Source organism: bacterium (assembly GCA_021372515.1).
Classification (GTDB): domain Bacteria; phylum Gemmatimonadota; class Glassbacteria; order GWA2-58-10; family GWA2-58-10; genus JAJFUG01.
On the sequence record JAJFUG010000133.1, the window covers coordinates 12,801 to 34,922 of the forward strand.

Genomic DNA, 22,122 nt, shown 5'->3' on the forward strand with positions numbered 1-22,122 from the left:
CCTCGGGCTATGCCGTCTCAGCTCAGAAGGTCGAGTTTTTCACCTTTAACCGCCGGATTGGCGCCGCCCAGACGGCCGTCCAGACGGTAGAAACCGTACTGCCCCGACTTGACCACACCGGCGGTGCGGTCCTCCGGGGCGGCCGCAGCGGCGGCCTCCAGGCGCGAGCGCGCCTCGCTCGACAGCGAGTAGACCACCCCGGTGACCGGGCTGGCCGGGATGAAACGGTCCTGTCCCTTGGCCGCCTGCGTCTGTGCAACGCGCTCCGGCTCATCCGGCAGGCTGAACGCCTCGGCCGGGGCCTGGCCCGCCGCGGCGGTCCGGGCGGCCTGCGCTCGGAGCGAGGCTTTCTGGACCTGCGGCTGCGCGTTGAAATAGGGCAGAATTCTCATTACAGCTCCCGGGGCCGTCGCCGCCTACAGGCGCGCGGCCGTCACGCTCAGATTTCGAGCGCCTTCCTGGTCATGTCCTTGCTCGCGTTGAGCGCCGTGGTGTTGGCCTCGTAGGCGCGCGTGGCGCTGATCATGTCCACCATCTCGGTCAGCACGTTCACGTTGGGCATCGCCACATAACCCTGGGCGTTGGCATCCGGATGGGTCGGATCGTACACCAGGCGCGGAGGCGACTGGTCCACCGCGGTCTCGACGACCTCGGTGCCGCTTGGAACCGGCATCTGGTCGCGGATGGGCTCATCCTTGAAATGGTTGCCGTCGGTGCGCTCGAGGTGGATGGCGTTCTCGAAATACTTGGGGAACACGGTGACCGGGGCCTCGGCCGTGACCACGAACTTGCGCTTGTAGGGCCCACCCTCCTCGGTGCGCGTGGTCTCGGCGTTGGCGATGTTCTGGGCGATCTGGTCCATCCGGCGGCGCTGTGCGCTCAGGCCGGTGGCGCTTATGTTGAGCGAGGAGAATATGCGTTCCAGGGGCATGTCCGGGCTCCCTTACGGCCTATCAGGTGGAGGTTTCGCCGCGGATCGAGCTGCGCAGCGCGGAGAAAGTCCGGTTGGCCATCTTGGAAGCGAAGTCGAACGAGAGCTGGGCCTTGGCCAGGCGGACCATTTCCTCGTCGATATCCACGTTGTTGACCCCGGAATGCAGGTCGGTGTCCTCGGGCATGAAGGGCACGGGCTTGACCTCGTCCAGAGTCCCTGCGCCGATCTTCATGTGCGCGTCATCGGTGCGCTCGCCGCGGATGCCGCGGTCGTAGTCCAGGGCCTTGCGCAACTCGTCCTCGAAAGTCACCTCGACGCGCTTGAACCCGTGGGTGTTGACATTGGCGATGTTGTGCGCCGAGGCTTTCTGGCGCATGGAGTAGGTGTCGAGGCCCTTCTGCAGCAGCGGCAGGTTGGTCTGCTCGAACAGGAACTGGTTGAGCATCTCGGGCGTCCTTTCTCTCTATTGAGCCGGCGGCCGGCGCCGGGTCCCGGCGCAAACCTGGATAGTCTGCCGGCAAAATAGCAACATCCATGCCAGTGCCGCCCACCCCCTAACAAGTTATTCTAAAGCAAGTTGCCCAGGGCAGTCCGCCCCGGATCAGGCAATTGGTTCCGCTGCGGAAAAGTATTCCGATATCTGTGCGTCTTCACTTTCCCCCCGTAATTGCCCGACCCGAAATCATAAATATGCTAATTATACATTTACGCTTATGACATATTGCCGGGAAGAGTATTGCAATAATAATTCATTTGTGTTATCTTTAATTAATTCTATTAATTCGCCGCCTATAGCAGCGGGAGTGCGGGTCAGATCGGGCAAGCGGCTGTTTCGGCAGTATATTCGATGCTTAAATGAAGTACATTTATAACCGTTTTGTATCGGCTGTCTTTCACAACACCGGCTTACTTTGAATCCGGAGGCTTTAAATGTCGGATATATTGAAAGGTTTTTTCACCGGGATGGAAGAATTTGCCAAAACCATGCGAGACCATGTGAACATTTCCGAACAGACCGGCGGCAGCCAGCGCGAGTTGATCGAAAAAGTGAATGTGCTGACCGAAAGAGTCTCCCAGCTCCTCGACCTGCTCGAAAACAAAATCGGTACGGCAATCGAGATCACGCCGACAAAAGGCAAGCGCATGATGGATATAAAAGAGAAAATCCTGGAGAAAGTCCAGCAGGCGCCGAGCGGCATCCGTCCCCCGCAGCTGGCCCGCCAGCTGGGCACGAAAGTGCAGAACCTCTATCCGCACCTCAAGTCGGCGGTGGCGGGCGGCAGCCTGCGCCGGGACAATGCCGGGGTCTACTATCCGGCCGGCGATACGGGCAAGAAATAGACAACCGGATGGAGAGCCGCGAGCCTGCGGGCGAAACGAGCGGGAAGTCAATCCAAAGCGGAACAGGACCTTATAACGATGTTAAGACAAAGGGGCACGCCTGAGCGTACCCCTTTCTGATTCTGTTCCAAGCCAAACGCGGCCGAACCGCGGTCTGTCAGTCTCCCCCCGGGGCCTTGAAATCCGAGGACACATCATCCGCCAGCTTCTGCCGGATATCGCGGTCTTTCATGGTCGCGCCAGGGTCGAAAGTGGTCCTTGCCGCCTTCATCTGCTCCCTGGCGTTACTGCTGGCTCCCTCGCTGAATGCAGTCATGATCTGACGGAAATCGAGCAGTTTCTGCTTGGCCTCCTCCAGGAGCTGCTGGGCCAGCTGTATCTGCTGGGTGGTGATGTCCTGGAACTGCATCTCGTTCATGATCTCGAAGGCCTCACCCTGGATTTCGTTTTCCAGGTTCTCGATCCGGCTTAGGACCTCCATCATGGATTCCGGCTCCGATTCACTTTTCCGTTCGGACAGTTTTTCCCGCAGGTTTACGATCTGCTCGAAAATCGTGTTCTGCCGCTCACATATCTGGTCGATACGGTTCAACACGCTGTTGACCGCCATCTGCGTCGACTCGGTCACTTTTTCCAGTTGCTCGGAAACCCGGGTGAGGATTTTCTTCGAGCTCTTTTTAAGCTCTTCCTCCGATAATTCCAGATCGGACACCACGTTGCTGATGAAACGCTCGATCTCGCTGACGAGTATATGCGCCCGAGCCGCCGTTTCATTGATAGCCGCCCGGCAGGATACTGGCAGATCGCCCTGATCGAAGCGGGCCAGGCTCTCGCCCAATTCTCTCGAAACTTGCTTTACACGCAGCAGGGAGTGGCTCTCTCTGTCTTCGGCGCTGTCGACCGATGTATTTTCCATTCTGGCTCCCGAGTTAATGAATCCTGTATCCAGGTTTATTTTATCTGAATACCTTCCCCTGCATACTCGTTAAGCTTGTTGCGCAGAGTACGGACGCTGATTCCCAGCACCTCCGAGGCACGCGTCCGGTTGTTACTCTCCTGGGTCAGGGTACTCAGGATCAGTCTCTTTTCCATTTCGTGCAGGGTTATGCCCGGCGTTATCCCATCCATCCCGAACCCGGCGCTGCTGGTGACAGGCGCGTGCTCGAACTGGAAATGCCGCGCCCCGATAAGCTCATCCCGGCAGAGCACCACCGAGCGCTCGATGTGGTTTTCGAGTTCGCGGACATTGCCGCGCCATTCCTGCACCATCAGGAGCGCCATGGCCTCGTCATCCAGCCCGGCGATCTTGCGCGCGTTCTCCTCGCAGTACTTGCGCAGGAAATGGTCCACCAGCAGCGGGATGTCCTCCTTGCGGTCCCTGAGCGGCGGCAGCCAGATCGGCACCACATTCAGGCGGTAGTAGAGATCCTCGCGGAAATTCCCCTCCTCGACCTCCTTTTTCAGGTCGCGGTTGGTGGTGGCGATCACCCGCACATCCACGCTCAGGGGGCTGGGATTTCCCACCCGCTCGAACTCCTTTTCCTGCAGCACCCGCAGCAGCTTGCTCTGGAGCGTGAGCGGCAGCTCGCCGATTTCATCCAGCAGCAGGGTGCCGGTGTCGGCCAGCTCAAAACGTCCCTTGGTGGTGCGGATCGCCCCGGTGAAAGCGCCCTTCTCGTGCCCGAACATCTCGCTCTCCATCAGGCCCTCTGGCAGGGCGGCGCAGTTGAGCTTGATGAACGGACGGTTCTGGCGCGGGCTGTTGAAATGGATGGCCCGGGCGACCAGTTCCTTACCGGTGCCGCTCTCGCCCTGGATCAGGACCGTGGCCCGGCTGGGGGCGATCATCTCGATCGTGTCGTAGACCTTGCGCATCACCTCGCTCACTCCGACAATCGAGCTGAAACTGTACTTGTCCTTGAGCTGGTTGCGAAGCTGGGTGTTGTCGCTGCGCAGAGAACGGTTCTCGTCCCGCAGGCGCTGGCGCTCCATGGCCCGCTCGACCACGATCTCGATCTCATCGGCCGAGAACGGCTTGGTGATGTAGTCGTAGGCCCCGAGCTTCATCGCCTCCACTGCGTTTTCGATCGTGCCGAACGCCGTGATCATGATCATCTCGGTCTCGGGGCTCTGGCGCTTGACCGACTCCAGCAGGTCCATGCCCGTGACCTCGGGCATGCGGATGTCGGAGATTATGAGGTCGAAATACTCGGTTTTCATCTTCTCGATCGCCTGGGCGCCGTTACCGAGAGATTCGACCAGATATTTCTTGCGTTGCAGCGTTTCGACCAGGAAGTCCCGCATCAACGGCTCGTCATCTACCACCAGCACACGCTTGAAATCCATAGCATTTCTCCGGGTGGGCGAGTCAGATGCATTCCGGACGCCCGAATGGAAAATATATCGCCGTGACAGCCCAGCCCGTTGCGCCGGACAACGGGGTCACGACAGACCACATTCCGGACGGCCTCGGGGCCGCGCCGGCAATCTGATTTAACGGCTGAGCGGCAGCAGGATCGCGATCTCGGTGCCCGCTCCCAGTTGCGAGCGGACATCGATCGAACCCTGCTGCTCCTGGATCATTTTCTTGGCGATGGCCAGCCCCAGCCCGGTCCCATCCTCGCGGGTGGTGAAAAACGGGTTGAAAATCTTTTTCTGCACGTCCTCGCTCATGCCCACGCCCTGGTCCGCCACCACCAGACGCAACGAGCGCGTCCCGTCGCAGTTGCCCTCCCTTGACAGTGAGATGGTCAACTGGCCGCCGGCAGCACGCATCGCATGCACCGCGTTCTGCAGGATGTTGAGCAGCACCTGCTGCATCAGGCTCGGGTCGATCTCCGCCTCCAGGCGGTCCCCCGGGAAATCGCGCTGTATAACGATCGGCAGCCCCTGGTTCTCGATCTCGACCTCGAGGAAAGCCAGGACCTCATCCACGAACGAGGCCAGCTCAATCCGCCGCAGGCTGGGCTTGATCGGACGGGTGTAGATAAGCAGGTTGGAAACTATCCGGTCCAGACTGGCCACACCCTCTATGATTTTCTTCACCAGATTGCGGCGCGGGTCATCCACCCCCAGGTCGCGCTCCAGCAGCGCGGCGAACCCGCCGATGCCGCCCAGGGGGTTGCGAATCTCGTGCGCCACGTTGGCCGCCATCTCTCCCAGGGCGCTTAAGGTTCTCGAACGCGAGACCTCGTCCCGCAACTGCTTGATCGAGGACAGGTCGGTCAGTATCTCCACCGCCCCCACTATCCGCCCGTCACTGTCGCGCACCGCCTCCAGGCGGGCCTCCACTGCCAGGGGCTGGCCCTCGCGGGTAAGAAGGCTCTTCTCGCCGCGCCAGGGGCTTTCGAGACGTTCCTCGAGCAGGGCCCCGACACGCTCGCCCGCACCGTTGTCCGTGCTGAACGGCAGTTCCTCGTACAGACGGCCCAGCAGCTCGCCACGCGCGAACCCGCTGATCCGCTCGGCCGCCTCGTTGAACAGGATCAGCCGCCGCTGGCAGTCCACGGCCAGGATAGCGTGCTCCACCTTTTCCAGGGCCAGGCTCACGCAGCTTTCCACCGGTCTGGGTACAACAGGGGCGCCGACCGGTTCGATTGTACGAGGGGGGAGGGTCATATACGGCCTAAAAGCTCCTTTTTCTTTTCGTTGAACTCTTTTTCCGACAGGACTCCGGCCTTGAAAAGCTCGCTCAGCCGCTTGAGCTGATCGAACGTGTCCGTCTCGCATTCCTGCTTTTTCTGCTGCCTGCGGTAGGAGGACTCCACCTGGGAGCCGGGCACATCCCGCACCGGGCGCTCCGGGCTGTCCTTGGCCCCGGGTTCGGGCGGCGAGGATTCCTCCACCAGCAGCTCGCTCATCTCCGGGATACGCACCTCTTGCTCCAGCGGACGGCTGCGACGGGGGCGCGCCTCGCTCTCGGCCAGTTTCGCCAGGGCCGCGCGCAGCTTGCGCCGAAGCTCGAACACCTCCACCGCCTGGGCCAGCCGGACCTTGACCTCCTCCAGGCGGAACGGCTTGATCAGCACGTCCCAGGCCCCGGTGCGGGCCAGCAGCTCCGACTCGGCCGCGCCGGCATGCGGCGCGATCAGCAGGACCACCGTCTCCTGGGCCGCCTCGTGCAGCATGCCGGTAAGACGGGCGGCGGCTTTCTCCTCCGGCGCCAGGCTGAGAATCGCCAGCGGGAAGGCCTTGTGCGTGGCAATCAGCTTCTCCGCCTCCGGGACACCGGACGCCGCGGACACCGAAAACCCGGTGTGGCGCAGGTGGTTGGTCAGCAGATCGCGGCTGAACACCTCACTGTCGACAAGCAGCACCGTATAGCGACTCACCGCGGCTCGACTCCTGCCGGCGCACCGGCCTTGGCTTGCTTCCGTTCAATTCAGGCGGCCGGCCTACTCCTCGTCTTCCTCGTCCTCCATGTCCGACATTCCACCGGTAGCCTCTTTTATCGACAGGCGCTTGAGCTCGATCTGGTTTTCCTCCAGCATGGCCATCACCCGGCGCTGACGGGCATCCACCTTTTTCACGACATCGTTGATCCCGAGCAGCACCCCGGGCCAGAGGGTCTGAAGCACGTATATTTTGCGTTCCTTGTCGAACTGGTCGACGAATTTTTTATGGAAGTCTTCTTTGTCCTGCAACGTTTCCTGCTTTATCTCTTCGAGTCTTTTCAGTTTGTCGAGCAGATCGGTCAGTTCCTTTTCCTTGTCCGCCGGGAAATGCGGCAGCCGTTTCTTGAGCAGGTCCAGGAAGTCCAGGCGCTTGCGGAGCATCTTGTCCTCCTCGTCCAGGACTTTCAGCTCCTCCTCCAACTGCTGGAACTTCACGTTGACCTCATCCTTGACGATCCGGCCGACCTTGATCGAGGTCTTGGTGTCGGACATGGAGCCGATATTCTTGGCCCGCACGCAACTGCCGGCGAACACGTTGCTGCCGGCGATCATGCCGCGGTCGCGCAGGGCGCGCACCTCGTTCTCGGCGTAGACCGAGCTGTTCATGATGTAGCTGCCCACCTCGATGTCCTTGCCGGCCGAGATGACGGACTCCTGGATGAACAGGGCCCGCAGTGCGCCCTCGGACACGATCTTGGCCTTCTTTTCCTTCTGCGTGCCGATGATGCCTTTCTTGACATCGATGTTGCCGCCGGTGGAGACAATCTCGGCCGCCTCGACCGTGCCTCGCACGATGATGTTGCCCTCCGTGTGCACGCTGAAATCGGCCTTCACGTCGCCGTTTATCACAACGTCGCCGGGATAGGAGATGTTGCCGGTGGAGAAATCGACATTGCCCCGGACCACGTAGACATTCTCCACGTGCATCATGCCGTCGCTCACGTACACGTTGCCGATCAGCGAGCTGAAAAGCTGGAGCCCGTCCTCCGAGGACCAGGTGTTCTTGCCGCGCGGCATGGGTGTATCCTCGCCGGGCCGTGGCTCGAGGTAGCGGCCGGTCACGGTGTAGCCGCGCTCGCCGGGGGTGGCCGGGGCCTTCACCGCCAGCAACTGGTCCTTATCCACCACTTTTATCAGGTTGATGTTCTTGAAATCGACCGAACCGTCATCCATGATCAGCGGCTTGGGGGTCTCGTCCGTGTCGATCAGCATCTTGATCTCGGCATCGCGGCCGTCCTGACGGGGCTTGCCGCGGGCGACCACGGCCTTGTGCACGGGCTGGCGGGCTTTGATCAGGCGGGCGATGAGCGGCTCATCCACACCCTTCTCCACCCCCACTTCCAGCAGCTTGTAAAGAACGTCGTTGACCGAGATTTCCTCGATCCCTTCCGGCACTCCCAGACTGAGGTAAGCCTCCATCTGGTTGTCGGCTATCGACACGTCGATGTACTTGTCCTTGATCGTGTCGTAGCGCTCGAAGTAATTGGCTATCTTGACCGCTTTGCCGCTGGCATCGTCCCATATCTTCTGGATAACGTTGAAATCGGCATTGACTACTCCCTTACGGATGATCTCCTTGCGGATATCATCGAAGGAGTACTTTTCCTTCTGGGCGGGAGAAACCGAGAGGTAGACGCCGTCCTGGCGCTGATCGAACTTCCCGATCTCCTGGCTTTTGAGAATGCTGTCATCCATTCAGGGGTCTCAGACGCTGGCGAGAATTTTATCGATTTTTTCTTTCAATGTCTGAGGAGTAAAAGGCTTCACGATATAGCTGTTCACCCCGGCTTTCATCGCCTCGATGATGTCCTCCTTGATCGAACGGGTGGTCACCATAAGGATGGGGATTTCCTTAAAACTGCCCTCGCGCACCTTGTTTACAAATTCCAGACCAGACATGTTCGGCATGTTCCAGTCGGTGACGATGAAATTAATGCCGCCCTCGCTTTCCAGCTTGGCATAGGCGTCAACTCCATCCTCCGCCTCGATCAGGTCCTCATAACCTATTCTTTTCAATGTGTTTACAATAATCCTTCGCATCGTCGCTGAATCATCTACCACCAGGATTTTAAGCGCGGCCATTCTCTACTCCTCCTGTCGGTAACGGCTTGTCATCGACCTGGCGACACAGGACGGCCCACCACGCCCAGGTTGCCACATTTCGGGTATTATCATGCTTTATAAAGAGATCCACAGATAACAGCATGTTGATCCGGCCGTGGACCGGCTCGCGGCTTAAAACGTGTTTTTAATGTATACTCCTAAAAATCTTTTTTCAAGCATATTACAGGCCCCGAGGGAACATATTTCCCAGCCGACTGGAAAAAATTTCATTATTCCGACCTACCGGCGCGTTGAGCCTGTCTCTCGGCCAGGGCTTTCCAAGTCTCGGAATAGTCGTTCCGCGCGTTCCAGACGATCCAGCCCACGGCCCCGCTGTCCTCGGCGGCCTGCATCTGCTGGATGATGTAGCGCGTGCCCCAGTAGGGGGCGTGCCAACTGAAGCCCTGGATGTAGGGCTGCACTCCGGTCAGCCGCTTGCCGCGCCGCTCCACGCCCTTGGCCGTGCCCTCGCGCACGATATGATAGGCGCGGTCGCGCCCGTACTCCGACTTGAACGCCTTGGGGAAATGCGAGTCATACAGCATCGGGCATACCACATCGGCGTGACGGGCGATCTCGTCGTAATCCTGCCCGATGTTGAAATCGCGGTTCTTGTGCAGCCAGGGCACCCAACCGAACACGTCCACCGACAGCGAGGCCCGGTGGCTGTCCACCGCCTTGCGCACCCCGGACAGGAACATCCCGATCACGTCGATCTTTTCCAGGCTGTCCAGCACCACCTGATACGACAGCCGTCCCACGTCGCCGTCGGTGGGGAAGCGTATGTAATCCATCTGGATCTGGTCGAAACCGAACGAGAGGAGTTCGTCCACGACCCCGGTGAGGTACTCGTGCACCCGTCGGTCGTAGGGGTTGGCCCAAAGCTCGCCGTTTTTCTGCTGCCAGGGCCGCCCGCTGGACGAATCGAGCACGGCGTAAGGATAGGTGCTGTCAGCTCCGGCGTAAGTGGCCAGAAGCGGGTCTTTGAACGAAACCACCCGGGCGCAGGCGATAAGGCCGTTGTCGTGCAGCTTGCGCACCAGGGCCGCCGGGTCGCTCACCCGTCGGGTGTTTGACCCGATCTGCGCCGCCAGGGGCAGGCGGCTGCGATAAGAAAGATAGCCCCGGTCGTCCTTCATGTCCATGACAAAACCACTGACCTCGGTGCCTTTCACCCGCTGGATGAACTTGTCCAGAAGGGCGTCGTTGGCTATGGACCCGGAATTAAGATAGATGGCGTTGTAGTGCAGGGCCTTTTCCGAGAACTTGGGCGGGGTGACAGGCGGTGGCGGGGGCGGCGGGGTCTTGCGCGCCGGACGTTCCCGGTGCGCGGCGCTGTCGGGCTTGGACGGGGCGGCGGCGGCTTTGGCGGACACGCTGTCCGGGACTGGCCGGGAGGCGCTGTCGGCGGGCGCCGCGGTGCTGCCGGGAGCAACCGTGCTGTCGGCTGAGACCGCGGCGGCGGCTGCCTCCGGAACAAGCGTGTCCTGAGTCTGGGACGGGGCCTCCGGCGCCTGGAGCGGAGCGGCCAGACTGTCCGCCTGGGCAGAGGCTGCGGAATACCGCGCCGCGGCGGCGGAGGAATCCTGCCCCTGCGCCCGCAGCGGCAGGACCGTAAAAGCCAGCAGCAGCGCCCCGATACCGGCGGCGCCGGGCAGAATCCCGGCACGGCGTAACCCTCTGCGCATACTCAAAGCCCCTCCCTCGATTCTCTCTTTCGTACCAAGCCTGAAGTCTATGGCCGGAGGCCGCGAATCGCGGCCTCGATCGATTCGGCGGTTATCTGGACTGTCTGCAGGAGCTCATCCTCGCTGAAAGACAGGTGCGGCATCAGGACGATGATATCCCCAAGGGGACGGATTATCAGGCCGCGGCGGCGCGCCTCCAGGACCACCCGGTGGCCCAGGCGCAGCCCGGAGGGCCAGCTTTGGCGCGTGTCGCGGTCGGCGACCAGCTCGATCCCGACCATGAAACCCATCTGGCGCACCTCGCCCACATGCTCCAGGGTGGCCACCTCGAGCTGAAGGGTGCGGCGCAGAAGATCGATCTTCGGCTGCATGCGCTCCAGCACCCGCTCGTTCTCGAAAACCTCCAGGCTGGCCAGGGCCGCGGCCGCCCCCAACTGGTTGCCGGTAAACGAGTGGCCGTGGAAAAAAGTGACCGGCTCGCCAGGGGCGCCCAGGAAACGCTCGTAAATCTTTTCGCTCACCAGGGTGGCGGCCATGGGCAGGTAGCCGCCGGTGAGGCCCTTGGCGCAGCAGAGCAAGTCCGGCGAGACCGACTCGTGCTCGCAGGCGAACATCCGCCCGGTGCGGCCGAACCCGGTTGCAACCTCATCCGTGATCAGCAGAAGCCCGTATCGGTCGCAGATCGCGCGCACCCCGGCCAGGAACCCCCGCTCGGCCACCACCATCCCGCCCGCGCCCTGCACCAGCGGCTCGATTATCAGCGCGCCCAGATACTCGGCCCCGTCGCGGACCAGGTCCTCCAGGCTCTCCAGGCAGTGGGCCAGGTAGCTTTCCCGTGAGCGCGGCGGCCCGAAACGGTAGTAGAATGGGTACTCGGCGAACAAAACCGGGAACAGCAGGTCGCGGAACGCACCGTGAAACAGGTCCATCCCGCCCACGCTTACCGCGCCCAGGGTGTCGCCGTGGTAGGCGTTGCGGAACGAGACGAACCCGGTGCGCTCGCGCTCGGCCGGGTCGGGGCTGAGGCGGCGGTACTGGTAGGCCATCTTGAGCGCGATCTCCACCGCGGTGGAGCCGTTGTCCGAGAAGAACACCCGGCTCAAGCCCTGCGGGGTGACCTCGATCAGGCGTTCGGCCAGAGCGCAGACCGGCTCGCTGCTCAAGCCGAGCAGGGTGCTGTGGCTGATCCGCGCAGCCTGCTCGGCTATGGCGCGGGTTATGTGCGGGTGGTTGTGGCCGTGCAGGGTGACCCAGAGCGAGGAGACCCCGTCCAGGTAGCGGCGGCCCTCGGTATCGAACAGGAACGAGCCCTCACCGCGCGCGATGACCGGGAATTGCTCCTCCTGCCAGGCGCGCATCGCGGTGAAAGGGTGCCAGATATGGGTGCGGTCAAGCGCCCGAAGGTCCTTTTCGTTCGGCAAAGTACGGCTCCAGTCCCAGGTCGGCGATCATTTGCAGGTCGTCATTGCTGTCGCGGCCGCTGGTGGTCAGGTAGTCACCGATCAGCAGGCCGTTCGCCCCGGCCCAGAAAACCAGGGGCTGAAGGTCACGCAGGTTGCGTTGCCGTCCGCCGCAGATCACGATGTCGCGCTCGGGCAGGACCAGGCGGAACATGGCGATTATCCGCAAACAGAGTTCGGGGGTCAGGTTGTCCGCACCCTCCAGCGGGGTGCCGGGGATGGGATGCAGGAAATTGAGCGGCACCGAATCCACGCCCAACTCGTCCAGCTCCAGGGCGAAATCCACCCGGTCCGTGTCGCTCTCGCCCAGGCCGAAGATGCCGCCGCTGCAGACCCTGAGGCCCAGCGACTTGGCCAGGCGCACCATCTGAACCCTTTCGGCGCGGCTGTGGGTGCTGCAGATACGGCCGAAAAAGGCCCGGCTGGTCTCGAGGTTGTGGTGGAAACAATCCAGGCCGGCCACTTTCAGCCGGGCCAGGGACTCGCGGTCCATCTGTCCCAGGCTGGCGCAACGCTGACGGTCGCCGTGACTGGCTGCGATACGCCGCAGCGCCGCCTCCAGTACTGCGAGCTCGGCCTCGCGGCTCACTCCCGCTCCGCTGGTCACGATCGAGAACTCGCCCGCCCCGCGCGCATAGGCTCGGGTCGCCGACTCGGCCAGACGGTCCGCGCCGAGCAGCGGGTAGCGCTCCACCGCGGCGCCGTGGTGCGAGCTCTGGGCGCAGAAAGCGCAGTCCTCGCCACAGGCCCCGCTGCGGGCGTTGACAATGGAGCACAGGCGCACCCGGGCCCCGCTGTGCCTGCGCCGGGCGGCATCTGACAGGGCCAGGACCTCGCTCAGCGCCAGACTGCGGTCGCCCAGCACCCGTAACGCGTTCTCCCGCCCGATCCGTCCCCGCCCCGCCAGCTCTTCCTTTATATCTTGCAGGGAATCCGTCATCCCCCGACCTTTCTTGCAGACTTTCGCCCTAAAACCATCCGGAGCCGGAACCGCGCGCCGCGCCCGGCTCCCGGACACATTGAAGAATATACATTTCAGCTCTGGAATAGCAAACAAATATTGCGCCGCGCCCGCTGTTGTCCAAAAGGATTGACTTAGCGCGGCCAGGCGGGTTAAATTCATGGATTATGGCCCGGAAAGCGGGTCACAACCAGCATGACGGGTTCAGGGAGGTTTTGGATGATTATTCCGCAGGTATTCGAAAAAACGCCCCAGGGAGAAAGGGCTTTCGACATTTTCTCCCGCCTTCTGCGCGACAGGATAATCCTTCTGTCCAGCGAGATAGACGACAACCTGGCTAACCTGATCGTGGCGCAGCTTCTGTTCCTCGAGGCCGAGGATCCGGGCCGCGACATCAACCTGTACATAAATTCGCCGGGCGGCTCCATGACGAACGCGCTGGCGGTGTACGACACCATGCAGTTCGTCAAGCCGGATGTCAGCACGATCTGCACCGGCATGGCCGGGGCGAGCGCCGCGCTGCTGATGTCGGCCGGAACCAGGGGCAAGCGCATGTGCCTGCCCAGCACCCGGTTTGTCCTGCACCAGGTCTACGGTGCGGCCGAGGGCCCGGCTGTCGACGTGCTGATCGCCGCCCGCGAGGTGGAACGTCAGCGCGAGGCGTTCAACACCCTGCTGTCGCAGCATACGGGCAGGACAGCGAAGAAGATCGAGAAAGAGACCGAACGGGTGTTCTACCTGAGCGCCGAGGAGGCCATCGAATACGGTCTGGTGGACCGTGTGATCCAGGGCGAGGGCTTTAACGACAACAGCGGAAAATAGTGGCTCAAGGGCGGGAGAGGAAAGTGCGCAAGGTACTGTTTGAAAGAATCAATATCGGGCTGGCAGTCTCGGTTATCGGTTGTGTTCTCCTGGCCGCCTGCGGCGGCAAGGAAAAGAACCCGTACCTGGAAAGCGTCAAGATCGAGCAGCTCACGATCAAACCCACCCCGAGACTCGATGAGGTCGATCTCACCGCGCGCCTGGCCGCGGCCGTGCTGGATTCCCTGCGCAACGGCGCCGATTTCGCGGTCATGGCCAAGCGCTACAGCTCGCATGCCAGCGCCACCCACGGCGGGATGCTCACCCTGGTCCCAGGCTGGATGCCGGCCGAGTTCGATGACAGCCTGGCTGTCCTGCCGGATGGCCGGCTGAGCGGTGTGATCCGCACCCAGACCTCGGTGTTCATCGTGGCGCGCGATTCCAGCCAGTACCTTTCGGTCCGCAGCAGCCATATCCTGATCGCACCCGACACCACCCGCGCCTGGGTCAGCCGCGACAAGGCCTGGAAAGAGGCCGAGGACAAGGCCTGGGAACTCTACCGCCGGATAAAGAACGGCGAGAGTTTCTACGACCTGGCCAAGGAATTTTCGAAGGACCCCGGCTCGGCGCAGAATGGCGGCGACCTCGGCTGGACCAAGCGCAACACCATGGTCCGGGAATTCGAGGACGTCGCTTTCACCCAGGAGGAGGGGGCGGTCCACGAGCCGGTCAAGACCCGTTTCGGCTGGCACGTCATCCGGACGGTCAAGAAAAAGGACCAGAACTGCTACCTGCGCCTGATCGAATTCAAGGTGCCGCTGAGCCAAGAGGACCTGGCGCGGGCCCGCAAAGTGGCCGAGCAGGCCAGGCGGCAGGCCCTTTCCGGTGAGCAGCTCGAAAAAATTGCCGCCGAGCTGAACTCCACCTCCGAAGCCGAGGTGAGCTATTCCAAGCCCTACGAAGTGCGGAAGAGACTGCTTCTGCCGCAGATTGCCGAAAAGATAGAGAAACTGGACGCGGGTGACATCTCGGAGCTGATAAGCGGAGACAGCAACTACTATTTTATCCGCCTTATGGAGAAATGAACCAAGGGTTTACCTCTCCAAGGGCTTGCCGTTTAGGAACTTTTCGGATAGATTCTGACTTCGGGGCCCCGCGGCCGTCCTGACAGGTCACGCAGCGCCGCCATCGCATACAGGCAACGCCGCCCCCCCGTTCCGTAAATACTCCGCCCTGCAGTTCCATTTGTGCTCTCCCTTGATCGGTTTTCCCCGAAATTTTTGCCGAACCTTGTCCTTGCATGGTATTTAGAGTTACAATCATTGTAAATGTACTTTTCTCTGTGATAAGAATCGGATTGAATCCTTCCTCCGGCCGGAAAGCACATGACCAGGACCCCCAGGATACAGGGACCGGAACATAGTCCGGGCTCAGCACAAGCCCGTGAGATGCCCCGGATCTCTCCCGAGAATAACAAAAGGCTGCTTGAACTGTTCCTGACCCAGTCGCGGGAGGGAGTGTTCCTGCTCACTTTCGATCCTCCGCTGAACTGGGCCCAGGCTAAGAACAAGGCCCGGGCCCTGGAGTCGGCGATCGAGCGCCACCGTCTGGCCCGCGCCAACGATGTGCTGCTGCTCCGGCTCGGCCTGAATGCAGGCGAGGTCGAGTCGCTGCACCTGAAAGACCTGCTCCCTCCGGATGAGTGGTCGCGGACTGAATTCTGGCATGAGCTTTTCGACCAGGGCAGCCGCAGATTCCACTGGGCGACCGGGACGGAGCTGCCGGGACAGCCGGCCGGACTGGAGGGGGAGTGTTTCTGTCTGTACGAGGCCGGGGGTCTGATAAGCGGTGTCTGCGGGATTATCCGCGAGGACGCCGCCCCGGACGCGAGAAAGACCAGTCCCGGGGAAATAGAAAGCCTCTACCGCCTGCTCTCCGAGAACACCACCGACCTGATCTCGCGCCACAGCGACGAGGGAGTGTTCCTCTACCTTTCGCCGGCCTGTGAGAACCTGCTCGGCTACTGCCCGGAAGAGCTCCTGGGCGACTCGATCTACAACTATTTCCATCCCGATGACCTGAACACGGTCATCCGCGCGCATTCCAACATTCTCCGCAAATCCGAACACTACACGATCCGCTACCGAATCCGGCACAAGGACGGTCACTACGCGTGGTTCGAGACCACGAACCGGACCATCCGCGACCCGAAAAGCGGCAAGACACGCGAAATTATCGCGGTCTCGCGGGACATAAGCGACCGGGTTCTGGTGGAGACCCGTCTGCGCGAAAGCGAGAACCTTTCGCGCACCATGCTCGACGCCACCACGGACTCGGCGTTCCTGTTCGACACGCGGGCGGTGTGCCTGGCGGTCAACAACATCGGCGCCAGCCGCCTGAACCGCAAGCCGGAGGAGATAGTCGGCCGCAGCATGGCCGATTTATTCCCCTCCCCGGTTTACGAGTTCCGGCAAAAGATTTTCGACAGCGTGATAAGCCGTAGGGAAAGCATGCGGGTCCAGGATGAGCGCCAGGGGTTCCATTTCGACACTTTCTATTCCCCCATCCTGGATGATCAGGGTGAGGTGACGATGGTGGCGCTGTTCGCCCAGGACATCACCGAGCGCGTGGGCTACGAGCAGAAACTGAAGCTGTTCGAGAAAGTGTTCGAGAACACGCTGGAGGGAATCCTGATCACCGACTCCGCCGCGAACATCCTGGCGGTGAACGCCTCTTTCCAGACCATTACGGGGTACTCGTCCGAGGAGGTGACAGGACGTAACCCGAGCCTTCTGCGCTCCGACCGCCACGATGCCGAGTTCTTCAGCCGGATGTGGAACAGCCTGCTCCAGAGCGGCTACTGGTCCGGTGAGATATGGAACCGCAGGAAGAGCGGCGAGGCCTATCCCGAATGGCTTTCGATCAGCGCCATCCGCGACCGTCACGACAAGCCGGTGCAGTACGTGGCTGTGTTCCACGATATAACCGAGGTCAAGCACAAGGAAGAGCAGATACGGATACAAGCCTATTACGACGCCCTGACCGGCCTGCCCAACCGCAGCCTGCTCAAGGACCGCTTGAGCGTGGCCATCTCCCACGCCCAGCGGACCCGTCAGAAACTGGCGGTCATTTTCATCGACCTGGACAATTTCAAGCATGTCAACGACAGCCTGGGGCACCAGGCCGGCGACCAGCTCCTGCTGGGCGTGGCCGACCGCCTGCGCCGCCTGACCCGTCGCGAGGACACGGTCTCGCGTCTTAGCGGGGACGAGTTCCTGGTGGTGATGACCGAGCTGACCGATGAGCGCTACGCCCTGCTGGCCGTGGAAAGGATACTGGAGGAGTTCCAGAAGCCTTTCCGGATCAGCGACCACGAGCTGCTGGTGACCACCAGTATCGGGATCGCTTTCTTCCCGGAGGACAGCACCGAGCCGGAAGACCTGATCCGCTGCGCCGACATCGCGATGTACCAGGCCAAGAAACAGGGCAAGAACAATTTCCGCCTCTTCACCAACGAGATGAACGAAAAGGTGATCCAGAGGCTCTCGCGGGAGGAAAACCTGCGACGGGCCCTGGATCAGGATGAGCTGCGGGTCTATTTCCAGCCGCGCCTGAACGCCGCCAGCGGGAAGGTCGGAGGCATGGAGGCACTCTCGCGCTGGGTCAAGCCGGACGGGCAGGTGATCGGACCGGAAAACTACATCTCCCTGGCCGAGGAAACCGGCTTGATCCTGCCTCTGGGTGAGCGGGTGATCGAGCTGGCCTGCCAGGAGACCATGAAACTGGCCGCGGCGGGCTACCCCGACCTGCGCCTGGGGGTGAACCTGTCCCCCCGCCAGTTCAGCCAGAAAAAAATCCTGGAGAAGATCAAGGACATCCTCGCAAGGACCTCTTTCCCGCCCACGCGCCTGGTGGTGGAGATCACCGAGAGCACCCTGTTCGAGGACGTGGAGCGGACCAACAACCTGCTGGTTGAGCTGTCGGAGCTGGGGGTCAGCCTCGCGGTCGATGATTTCGGCACGGGCTATTCCTCGCTCAACCGTCTGAAACGCCTTCCCATCGACGAGCTCAAGGTGGACCGCTCCTTCGTGATGGACCTGGAGCAGGACCCGGATGACGCCTGTATCGTGCGGACCATCATCAATATGGCCAAGGGGCTGCGGATGAGAGTGACCGCCGAGGGGGTGGAGACTCCCGGACAGCTCGATTTCCTGGTCAAGAGCGGCTGTGATGAGGTGCAGGGGTTCCTGTTCGGACGGCCGATGCCGCCGGAGAAATTCTTCGCCTATCTCAGGGAAAAAGACGCCCAGGCGCGATGAACAGGCCGTCTCGGCAGGACACGCGGTAACGGAAAGGGGCACGCTTTCGAGCGTGCCCCTTTGTCATGGATCAGAATCCGATCTAATCCGGTTGTTAACCTGTAGGGGCGCACCCATGTGTGCGCCCGGGCGGCCACACGGGGCCGCCCCTACATCGGCTTGCGCGAATCGGAGGACAGCCTGTCCGCTTGTTCACGCCTGGTATTTCTGCAGCAGCTTCTTGCAGGCCAGCACACCCTCGTGCGGGGCGGGCTCGCCGCTGTACTCGATGCCGAAGAACCCGTGGTAGCCGCTGTCCAGGCTGATCTTGACCAGACGGTCGAGGTCGTAGGCCGGATGGGTGCCATCCGGTAGGAAATCCATGCATTTGACGCTCACGCCCTTGGCGTAGGGCATCACCATCTGAAGCGCCTTGTAGGGGTCGGTCCCCTTCTCGAAATTGCCGTAGTCCGGGAGCAGCCCGAAGCGCGGGTGGTCCACCTGCTTGACCAGCGCGACCATGCACTCGGGGATCGAGGAGAAGGAGCCGTGGTTTTCGACCATCACGTTCATCCCGGCCTGGTCGGCGTACAGGCAGAGCTCGTGGTAGCTCTCGGCCGCGCGCTTGACCTTCTCCTCATCCGTGCCCGGGGTGTTGGTGCGGGCGTTGCCGCGGATGCCGTGGCAGCCCAGGTAGTGGGCGATGTCGATCCACTTGCGGTGCTGGATCACGGCCTGGTGGCGCTCCTTGGGGTCGATGTGCGAGAAATCCCCGTCATCGTCGCACATGATCAGCACCGGGGTGACTCCGTAATCGCCCAGCCGTTTCTTCAGGTCCTGCAGGTACTTGTAGGTGGGCAGCTCGAAGAAGCTGTTGACGAATTCGAGGCCGTCCAGGTCGAACTCCTCGCGCACGATACGCGGCAGGTCGAGGTTGACCCAGGTTTTCTGGTAATCGCGCACCAGGCTCCAGGCGGCCAGGGAAATCTTGAATTTCTTCTCCGTGGCGCCCTGCGCGGCCAGGCTTGTCAGCGAGCCGAACGCGGCCAGGGAGGCGGCTGCGGCGGTGCCGGACTTGAGGAAACTGCGACGGTCGAGGCTCATCGTATCTCCGGGTAAGAATTGAAGTGAGTTAAAGATAAATGAAGAGGGTATGCGGCTCGGATGGAGGAAATGATAGCACCGCCCGGGGGCCCGGGTCAACCCAAATCGGCGCGCACACAGAATAGACAGCATCGTCGTTCAAAAGGAGAACTGGCGCTTCCAAGCTCGTATCACAATGGTACTTCTCACTCGATAGCACTTCTCCACCGCGGCCCGGCGGGCCGCCCGGGGGCCGTTCTGTCTGAGCTGCATCGGACAAGCGGAGTAATTGCCCCCCGCACACCCGACTCTGCAACAGCACCAAGGTCCGGCGGGCGATCAGCGACAGCGCCGCCCGGCACAGATGGCAGCGTGACAATGCCTCGTGCACACCGGAGCTGAGGAAAGTGGCAAAGTCCGCGCGAGTTTACGGCCCCCCAATGGCTTCTGGTTCTCTTGGCCGAAACCAAGAGGACAAAAAAGCTTTCCGGGCACGGCACGCCGTGCCCCTACAGCCGATTGGGACTTGTCCAATCCACCGGCGGCCCCCAAAGACTGAACTGCGGCGGCCTGACAGCCGCAAGCGGGTTTAGTCTCCTGGTATGCAGGCGGTGTCGTAGGGGCGGACCCATGTGTCCGCCCGGGCTCACTCGCGGGTGCGCCCCTGCAATCACACAATTCAAGGCTCCCGTTCATAAGAGACTGCCGGTTTCCTGGCTTGCTTTTTGCATTTGGGCCTGTTATCTTACGCCCTCAAAGTAATAAATCTGAAACCCGCGGAGTAACACCAAAGTGCGAAAACCGCTCCTGCTGTTCACAGTTATGCTGGCCTGCCTGTCGGGCCAGGCGCGGCTGTGCGCGTTCCAGCCCGTGGCTGCGCGCATGACCGAGCCCCTGCACCAGGACCTGACCTACCGTGCCGCGGATGACCTGATCCCGGTGATTGTCTACCTGCACGAGGACCTCGACCTGGCCGGCCTGAGCCACCGTCTGACCCTGGCCGCGGCGGACAAGAAAAAACGCCACAGCGAGGTGGTTGGCGCGATGCTGGCCTCGGCCAAGGAAACACAGGCCCCACTGATCGAACTGCTGCGCCAGGGCATGGCCGGCGGGGATGTAACCACCTACAAGCCGTTCTGGGTCCTCAACTGCATCGCTGTTACCGCCAAGGTGTCATTCCTGGCCGCGCTCTCGGGCCGCGACGAGGTGGAGTGGATGACCCACGACCATGTCTACGTGCGCCGGGACACTGTGGAGCACGGCGCCCGGCCGATGTATCTTCCCAACCCCGATTCCCTGCGCAAGTACTCCTACCCGATCCGCTCGCTGGGCCTGGACAAGCTCTGGCAGCGCGGCCTGACCGGCAAGGGTGTGCTGGTCTGCGTGATCGACGAGGGTATCGACGGCAAGCACCCGCTGCTGGCCCCCAAGTGGCGCGGCAACAACGGCGGCACGGTCGAGGAGAGCTGGTTCGACCCGGTGGAGGGCAGCTCGTTCCCGTTCGATGACGACAACGCCGCGCCCAGCCACGGCACCGGCGTCCTGGGAATCATCGTGGCCGGCGAGCGCAGCCTGGGAGTGGCTTACGACGCACAGTGGATCGGGGCCAAGGTGTTCGACAACAAGCATCTGAACGAAAGCAACGGCCCGACCACCAAGGACAGCTACCTCATCGCCGGGTTCCAGTGGGCCCTGGACCCGGACGGCAACCCGGAGACAGTGGTGGATGTCCCGGACGTGATCAACAACTCCTGGGGCACCTCCGGCGAGTTCAACGAGGATATCTGCCAGCAGAAACTGTGGCTCCTGATCGACCGGATCGAGGCCGCCGGCAGCGTGCTGGTGTTCTCTGCCGGCAACGACGGGCCCGACCCCTGGACCATCGGCTCCCCGGCCAGCCGCGCGCTGAGCCCGGTCAACGCCTTCGCCATCGGCGCGGTCGACTCGACCGGACGGGTGGCCTCGTTCTCCAGCCGCGGCCCCTCGGCCTGCGACTCGGTCAGTATCAAGCCCAACATCTGCGCTCCGGGCTACAAAGTCCCCACTCTCGTGGCCTACGAGCGCAGCGAGATCGTCGTGTTCCAGAGCGGCACCAGTTTCTCGGCCCCCTATGTCGCCGGGATAATCGCCCTGATGAAACAGGCCGACCCGACCCTGACCCCGGACCAGATCAAGAACCTGATAATCGAAACCGCCACGGACGCCGCACTGCCCGGCCCTGACTACGCCGCGGGCTACGGGGTGATCAACCCGGACAGCATTTTCTCCCTCCTTTCCATTCCAGACCACCCGGTCCTGTTCACCAAGCGGGTGGAGGCGGATGACAGCCGCGCCGGCAACGGCAACGGCTACCTGGAGCAGGGCGAGCAGATCGACCTGCGCGTGCCGGTTTACAACTCCGGCAGTCCGGCGGTCGGTGTGACAGGCCATCTGCGCACCTCGAGCGATGGTATAATTCTCCAGGACAGCACCGCGCTCTACGGCGATATCCCCACCCTGGGCGGGACCACCAACAGCGATGACCCGTTCCGGTTCAGTATCCTGCCCGCGGCGGCCTCGGGCGGCCAGGTGGTGTTCTACCTGGACCTCTATGCAGATGGCTCGCTTCTCCAGACCGTTCAGGTCAGCCTGACCGTGGCCCCGGCCGTGGAGGGCGTGGCGGTCCACGACAACGGCACGTTCAGCTTCGGGTTCACCAACTACGGCCAGTTCGGGGGCAACATCGGGCTCTCGGCGGCCGGGGCGCCTCTGCGCTATCCGCACGACGCCCCCTACACGATGCTCTACCGCGGGGCGCTGGTGATCGGCACCAGCTCGCTGCGCGTATCCGACGGCATCTCGGACGATGATTTCGCCCCAGCGCCCGGCGGGCCGCTCCAGCTCATCGAGGGCACGCCTCGCGCCGACCAGGTGGGTATCGGCTACATCCAGGAGAAAAACCGCGGCGGCCTCAACGCCATCGGGGTGAAAATCAAGCAGACCAGCCTGGTCTGGCGCAACAGCCCGGACAATAAGTTCGCGGTCCTCGAATACACGGTCTACAACCCCTACGAGGCCGA

General features: G+C 62.1%; 18 protein-coding genes. 5 read left to right on the forward strand and 13 right to left on the reverse strand.

The features are described from left to right. Positions 1-17: 17 nt before the first annotated feature. The 3 genes from LLH00_12860 to flgB are packed head-to-tail and all read right to left on the reverse strand — an operon-like array spanning position 18 to position 1,379. Positions 18-392 carry a hypothetical protein gene (locus LLH00_12860; GenBank protein MCE5272160.1) on the reverse strand — a complete coding sequence of 125 codons (375 nt, stop codon included), beginning with the start codon at positions 390-392 and terminating at the stop codon, positions 18-20. A 47-nt stretch (positions 393-439) separates the two neighbouring features. Next, positions 440-931, reverse strand: coding sequence for a flagellar basal body rod protein FlgC (gene flgC / locus LLH00_12865; GenBank protein MCE5272161.1), 492 nt, complete (start codon positions 929-931; stop codon positions 440-442). Between the two features lie 22 nt (positions 932-953). Continuing rightward, positions 954-1,379 (reverse strand): flagellar basal body rod protein FlgB, encoded by a 426-nt coding sequence (flgB, locus tag LLH00_12870; protein MCE5272162.1) that lies wholly within the window; start codon positions 1,377-1,379, stop codon positions 954-956. Positions 1,380-1,864: 485 nt separating this feature from the next. Between flgB and LLH00_12875 the strand changes: the two genes are divergently transcribed. Further along, complete coding sequence (locus LLH00_12875) at positions 1,865-2,275, forward strand: hypothetical protein (protein MCE5272163.1); 411 nt, start codon at positions 1,865-1,867, stop codon at positions 2,273-2,275. Positions 2,276-2,432: 157 nt separating this feature from the next. Here the strand turns inward: LLH00_12875 and LLH00_12880 are convergent, their stop codons facing one another. The 9 genes from LLH00_12880 to bioB all read right to left on the reverse strand — a co-directional run bounded on the left by LLH00_12880 (position 2,433) and on the right by bioB (position 12,860). Then, on the reverse strand, positions 2,433-3,191 hold the full coding sequence (locus LLH00_12880; protein ID MCE5272164.1) for a protein phosphatase CheZ: 759 nt from the start codon (positions 3,189-3,191) through the stop codon (positions 2,433-2,435). Positions 3,192-3,226: 35 nt separating this feature from the next. After that, positions 3,227-4,621, reverse strand: coding sequence for a sigma-54 dependent transcriptional regulator (locus LLH00_12885; GenBank protein ID MCE5272165.1), 1,395 nt, complete (start codon positions 4,619-4,621; stop codon positions 3,227-3,229). A 147-nt stretch (positions 4,622-4,768) separates the two neighbouring features. Then, complete coding sequence (locus LLH00_12890) at positions 4,769-5,824, reverse strand: PAS domain S-box protein (protein ID MCE5272166.1); 1,056 nt, start codon at positions 5,822-5,824, stop codon at positions 4,769-4,771. Positions 5,825-5,889: 65 nt separating this feature from the next. Further along, positions 5,890-6,606, reverse strand: coding sequence for an SHOCT domain-containing protein (locus tag LLH00_12895; protein MCE5272167.1), 717 nt, complete (start codon positions 6,604-6,606; stop codon positions 5,890-5,892). A gap of 63 nt (positions 6,607-6,669) precedes the next feature. Continuing rightward, positions 6,670-8,364 (reverse strand): FapA family protein, encoded by a 1,695-nt coding sequence (locus LLH00_12900; protein ID MCE5272168.1) that lies wholly within the window; start codon positions 8,362-8,364, stop codon positions 6,670-6,672. A 9-nt stretch (positions 8,365-8,373) separates the two neighbouring features. After that, positions 8,374-8,751: a response regulator gene (locus tag LLH00_12905; GenBank protein ID MCE5272169.1), complete on the reverse strand. Its 378-nt coding sequence runs from the start codon at positions 8,749-8,751 to the stop codon at positions 8,374-8,376. A 251-nt stretch (positions 8,752-9,002) separates the two neighbouring features. Next, positions 9,003-10,460 carry a putative glycoside hydrolase gene (locus LLH00_12910; GenBank protein MCE5272170.1) on the reverse strand — a complete coding sequence of 486 codons (1,458 nt, stop codon included), beginning with the start codon at positions 10,458-10,460 and terminating at the stop codon, positions 9,003-9,005. Between the two features lie 47 nt (positions 10,461-10,507). After that, positions 10,508-11,881, reverse strand: coding sequence for an adenosylmethionine--8-amino-7-oxononanoate transaminase (bioA, locus tag LLH00_12915; GenBank protein ID MCE5272171.1), 1,374 nt, complete (start codon positions 11,879-11,881; stop codon positions 10,508-10,510). Beyond that, entirely contained in the window at positions 11,850-12,860 is a 1,011-nt protein-coding gene (gene bioB / locus LLH00_12920) for a biotin synthase BioB (GenBank protein MCE5272172.1), read from the reverse strand. The genes bioA and bioB overlap by 32 nt, the downstream gene beginning before the upstream one ends. 240 nt (positions 12,861-13,100) lie before the next feature. On the opposite strand from bioB, the gene LLH00_12925 reads away from it, so the two are divergent. The 3 genes from LLH00_12925 to LLH00_12935 all read left to right on the forward strand — a co-directional run bounded on the left by LLH00_12925 (position 13,101) and on the right by LLH00_12935 (position 18,001). Further along, complete coding sequence (locus LLH00_12925) at positions 13,101-13,703, forward strand: ATP-dependent Clp protease proteolytic subunit (protein MCE5272173.1); 603 nt, start codon at positions 13,101-13,103, stop codon at positions 13,701-13,703. Between the two features lie 23 nt (positions 13,704-13,726). Beyond that, positions 13,727-14,767 (forward strand): peptidylprolyl isomerase, encoded by a 1,041-nt coding sequence (locus LLH00_12930; GenBank protein MCE5272174.1) that lies wholly within the window; start codon positions 13,727-13,729, stop codon positions 14,765-14,767. Between the two features lie 363 nt (positions 14,768-15,130). Further along, positions 15,131-18,001 (forward strand): EAL domain-containing protein, encoded by a 2,871-nt coding sequence (locus tag LLH00_12935; GenBank protein ID MCE5272175.1) that lies wholly within the window; start codon positions 15,131-15,133, stop codon positions 17,999-18,001. A 192-nt stretch (positions 18,002-18,193) separates the two neighbouring features. On the opposite strand, the gene LLH00_12940 is transcribed toward LLH00_12935, so the two are convergent. Further along, positions 18,194-19,084: a sugar phosphate isomerase/epimerase gene (locus LLH00_12940; protein MCE5272176.1), complete on the reverse strand. Its 891-nt coding sequence runs from the start codon at positions 19,082-19,084 to the stop codon at positions 18,194-18,196. A gap of 771 nt (positions 19,085-19,855) precedes the next feature. On the opposite strand from LLH00_12940, the gene LLH00_12945 reads away from it, so the two are divergent. Continuing rightward, on the forward strand, positions 19,856-22,122 hold a 2,267-nt coding region (locus LLH00_12945; protein MCE5272177.1), incomplete at its 3' end, for a S8 family serine peptidase.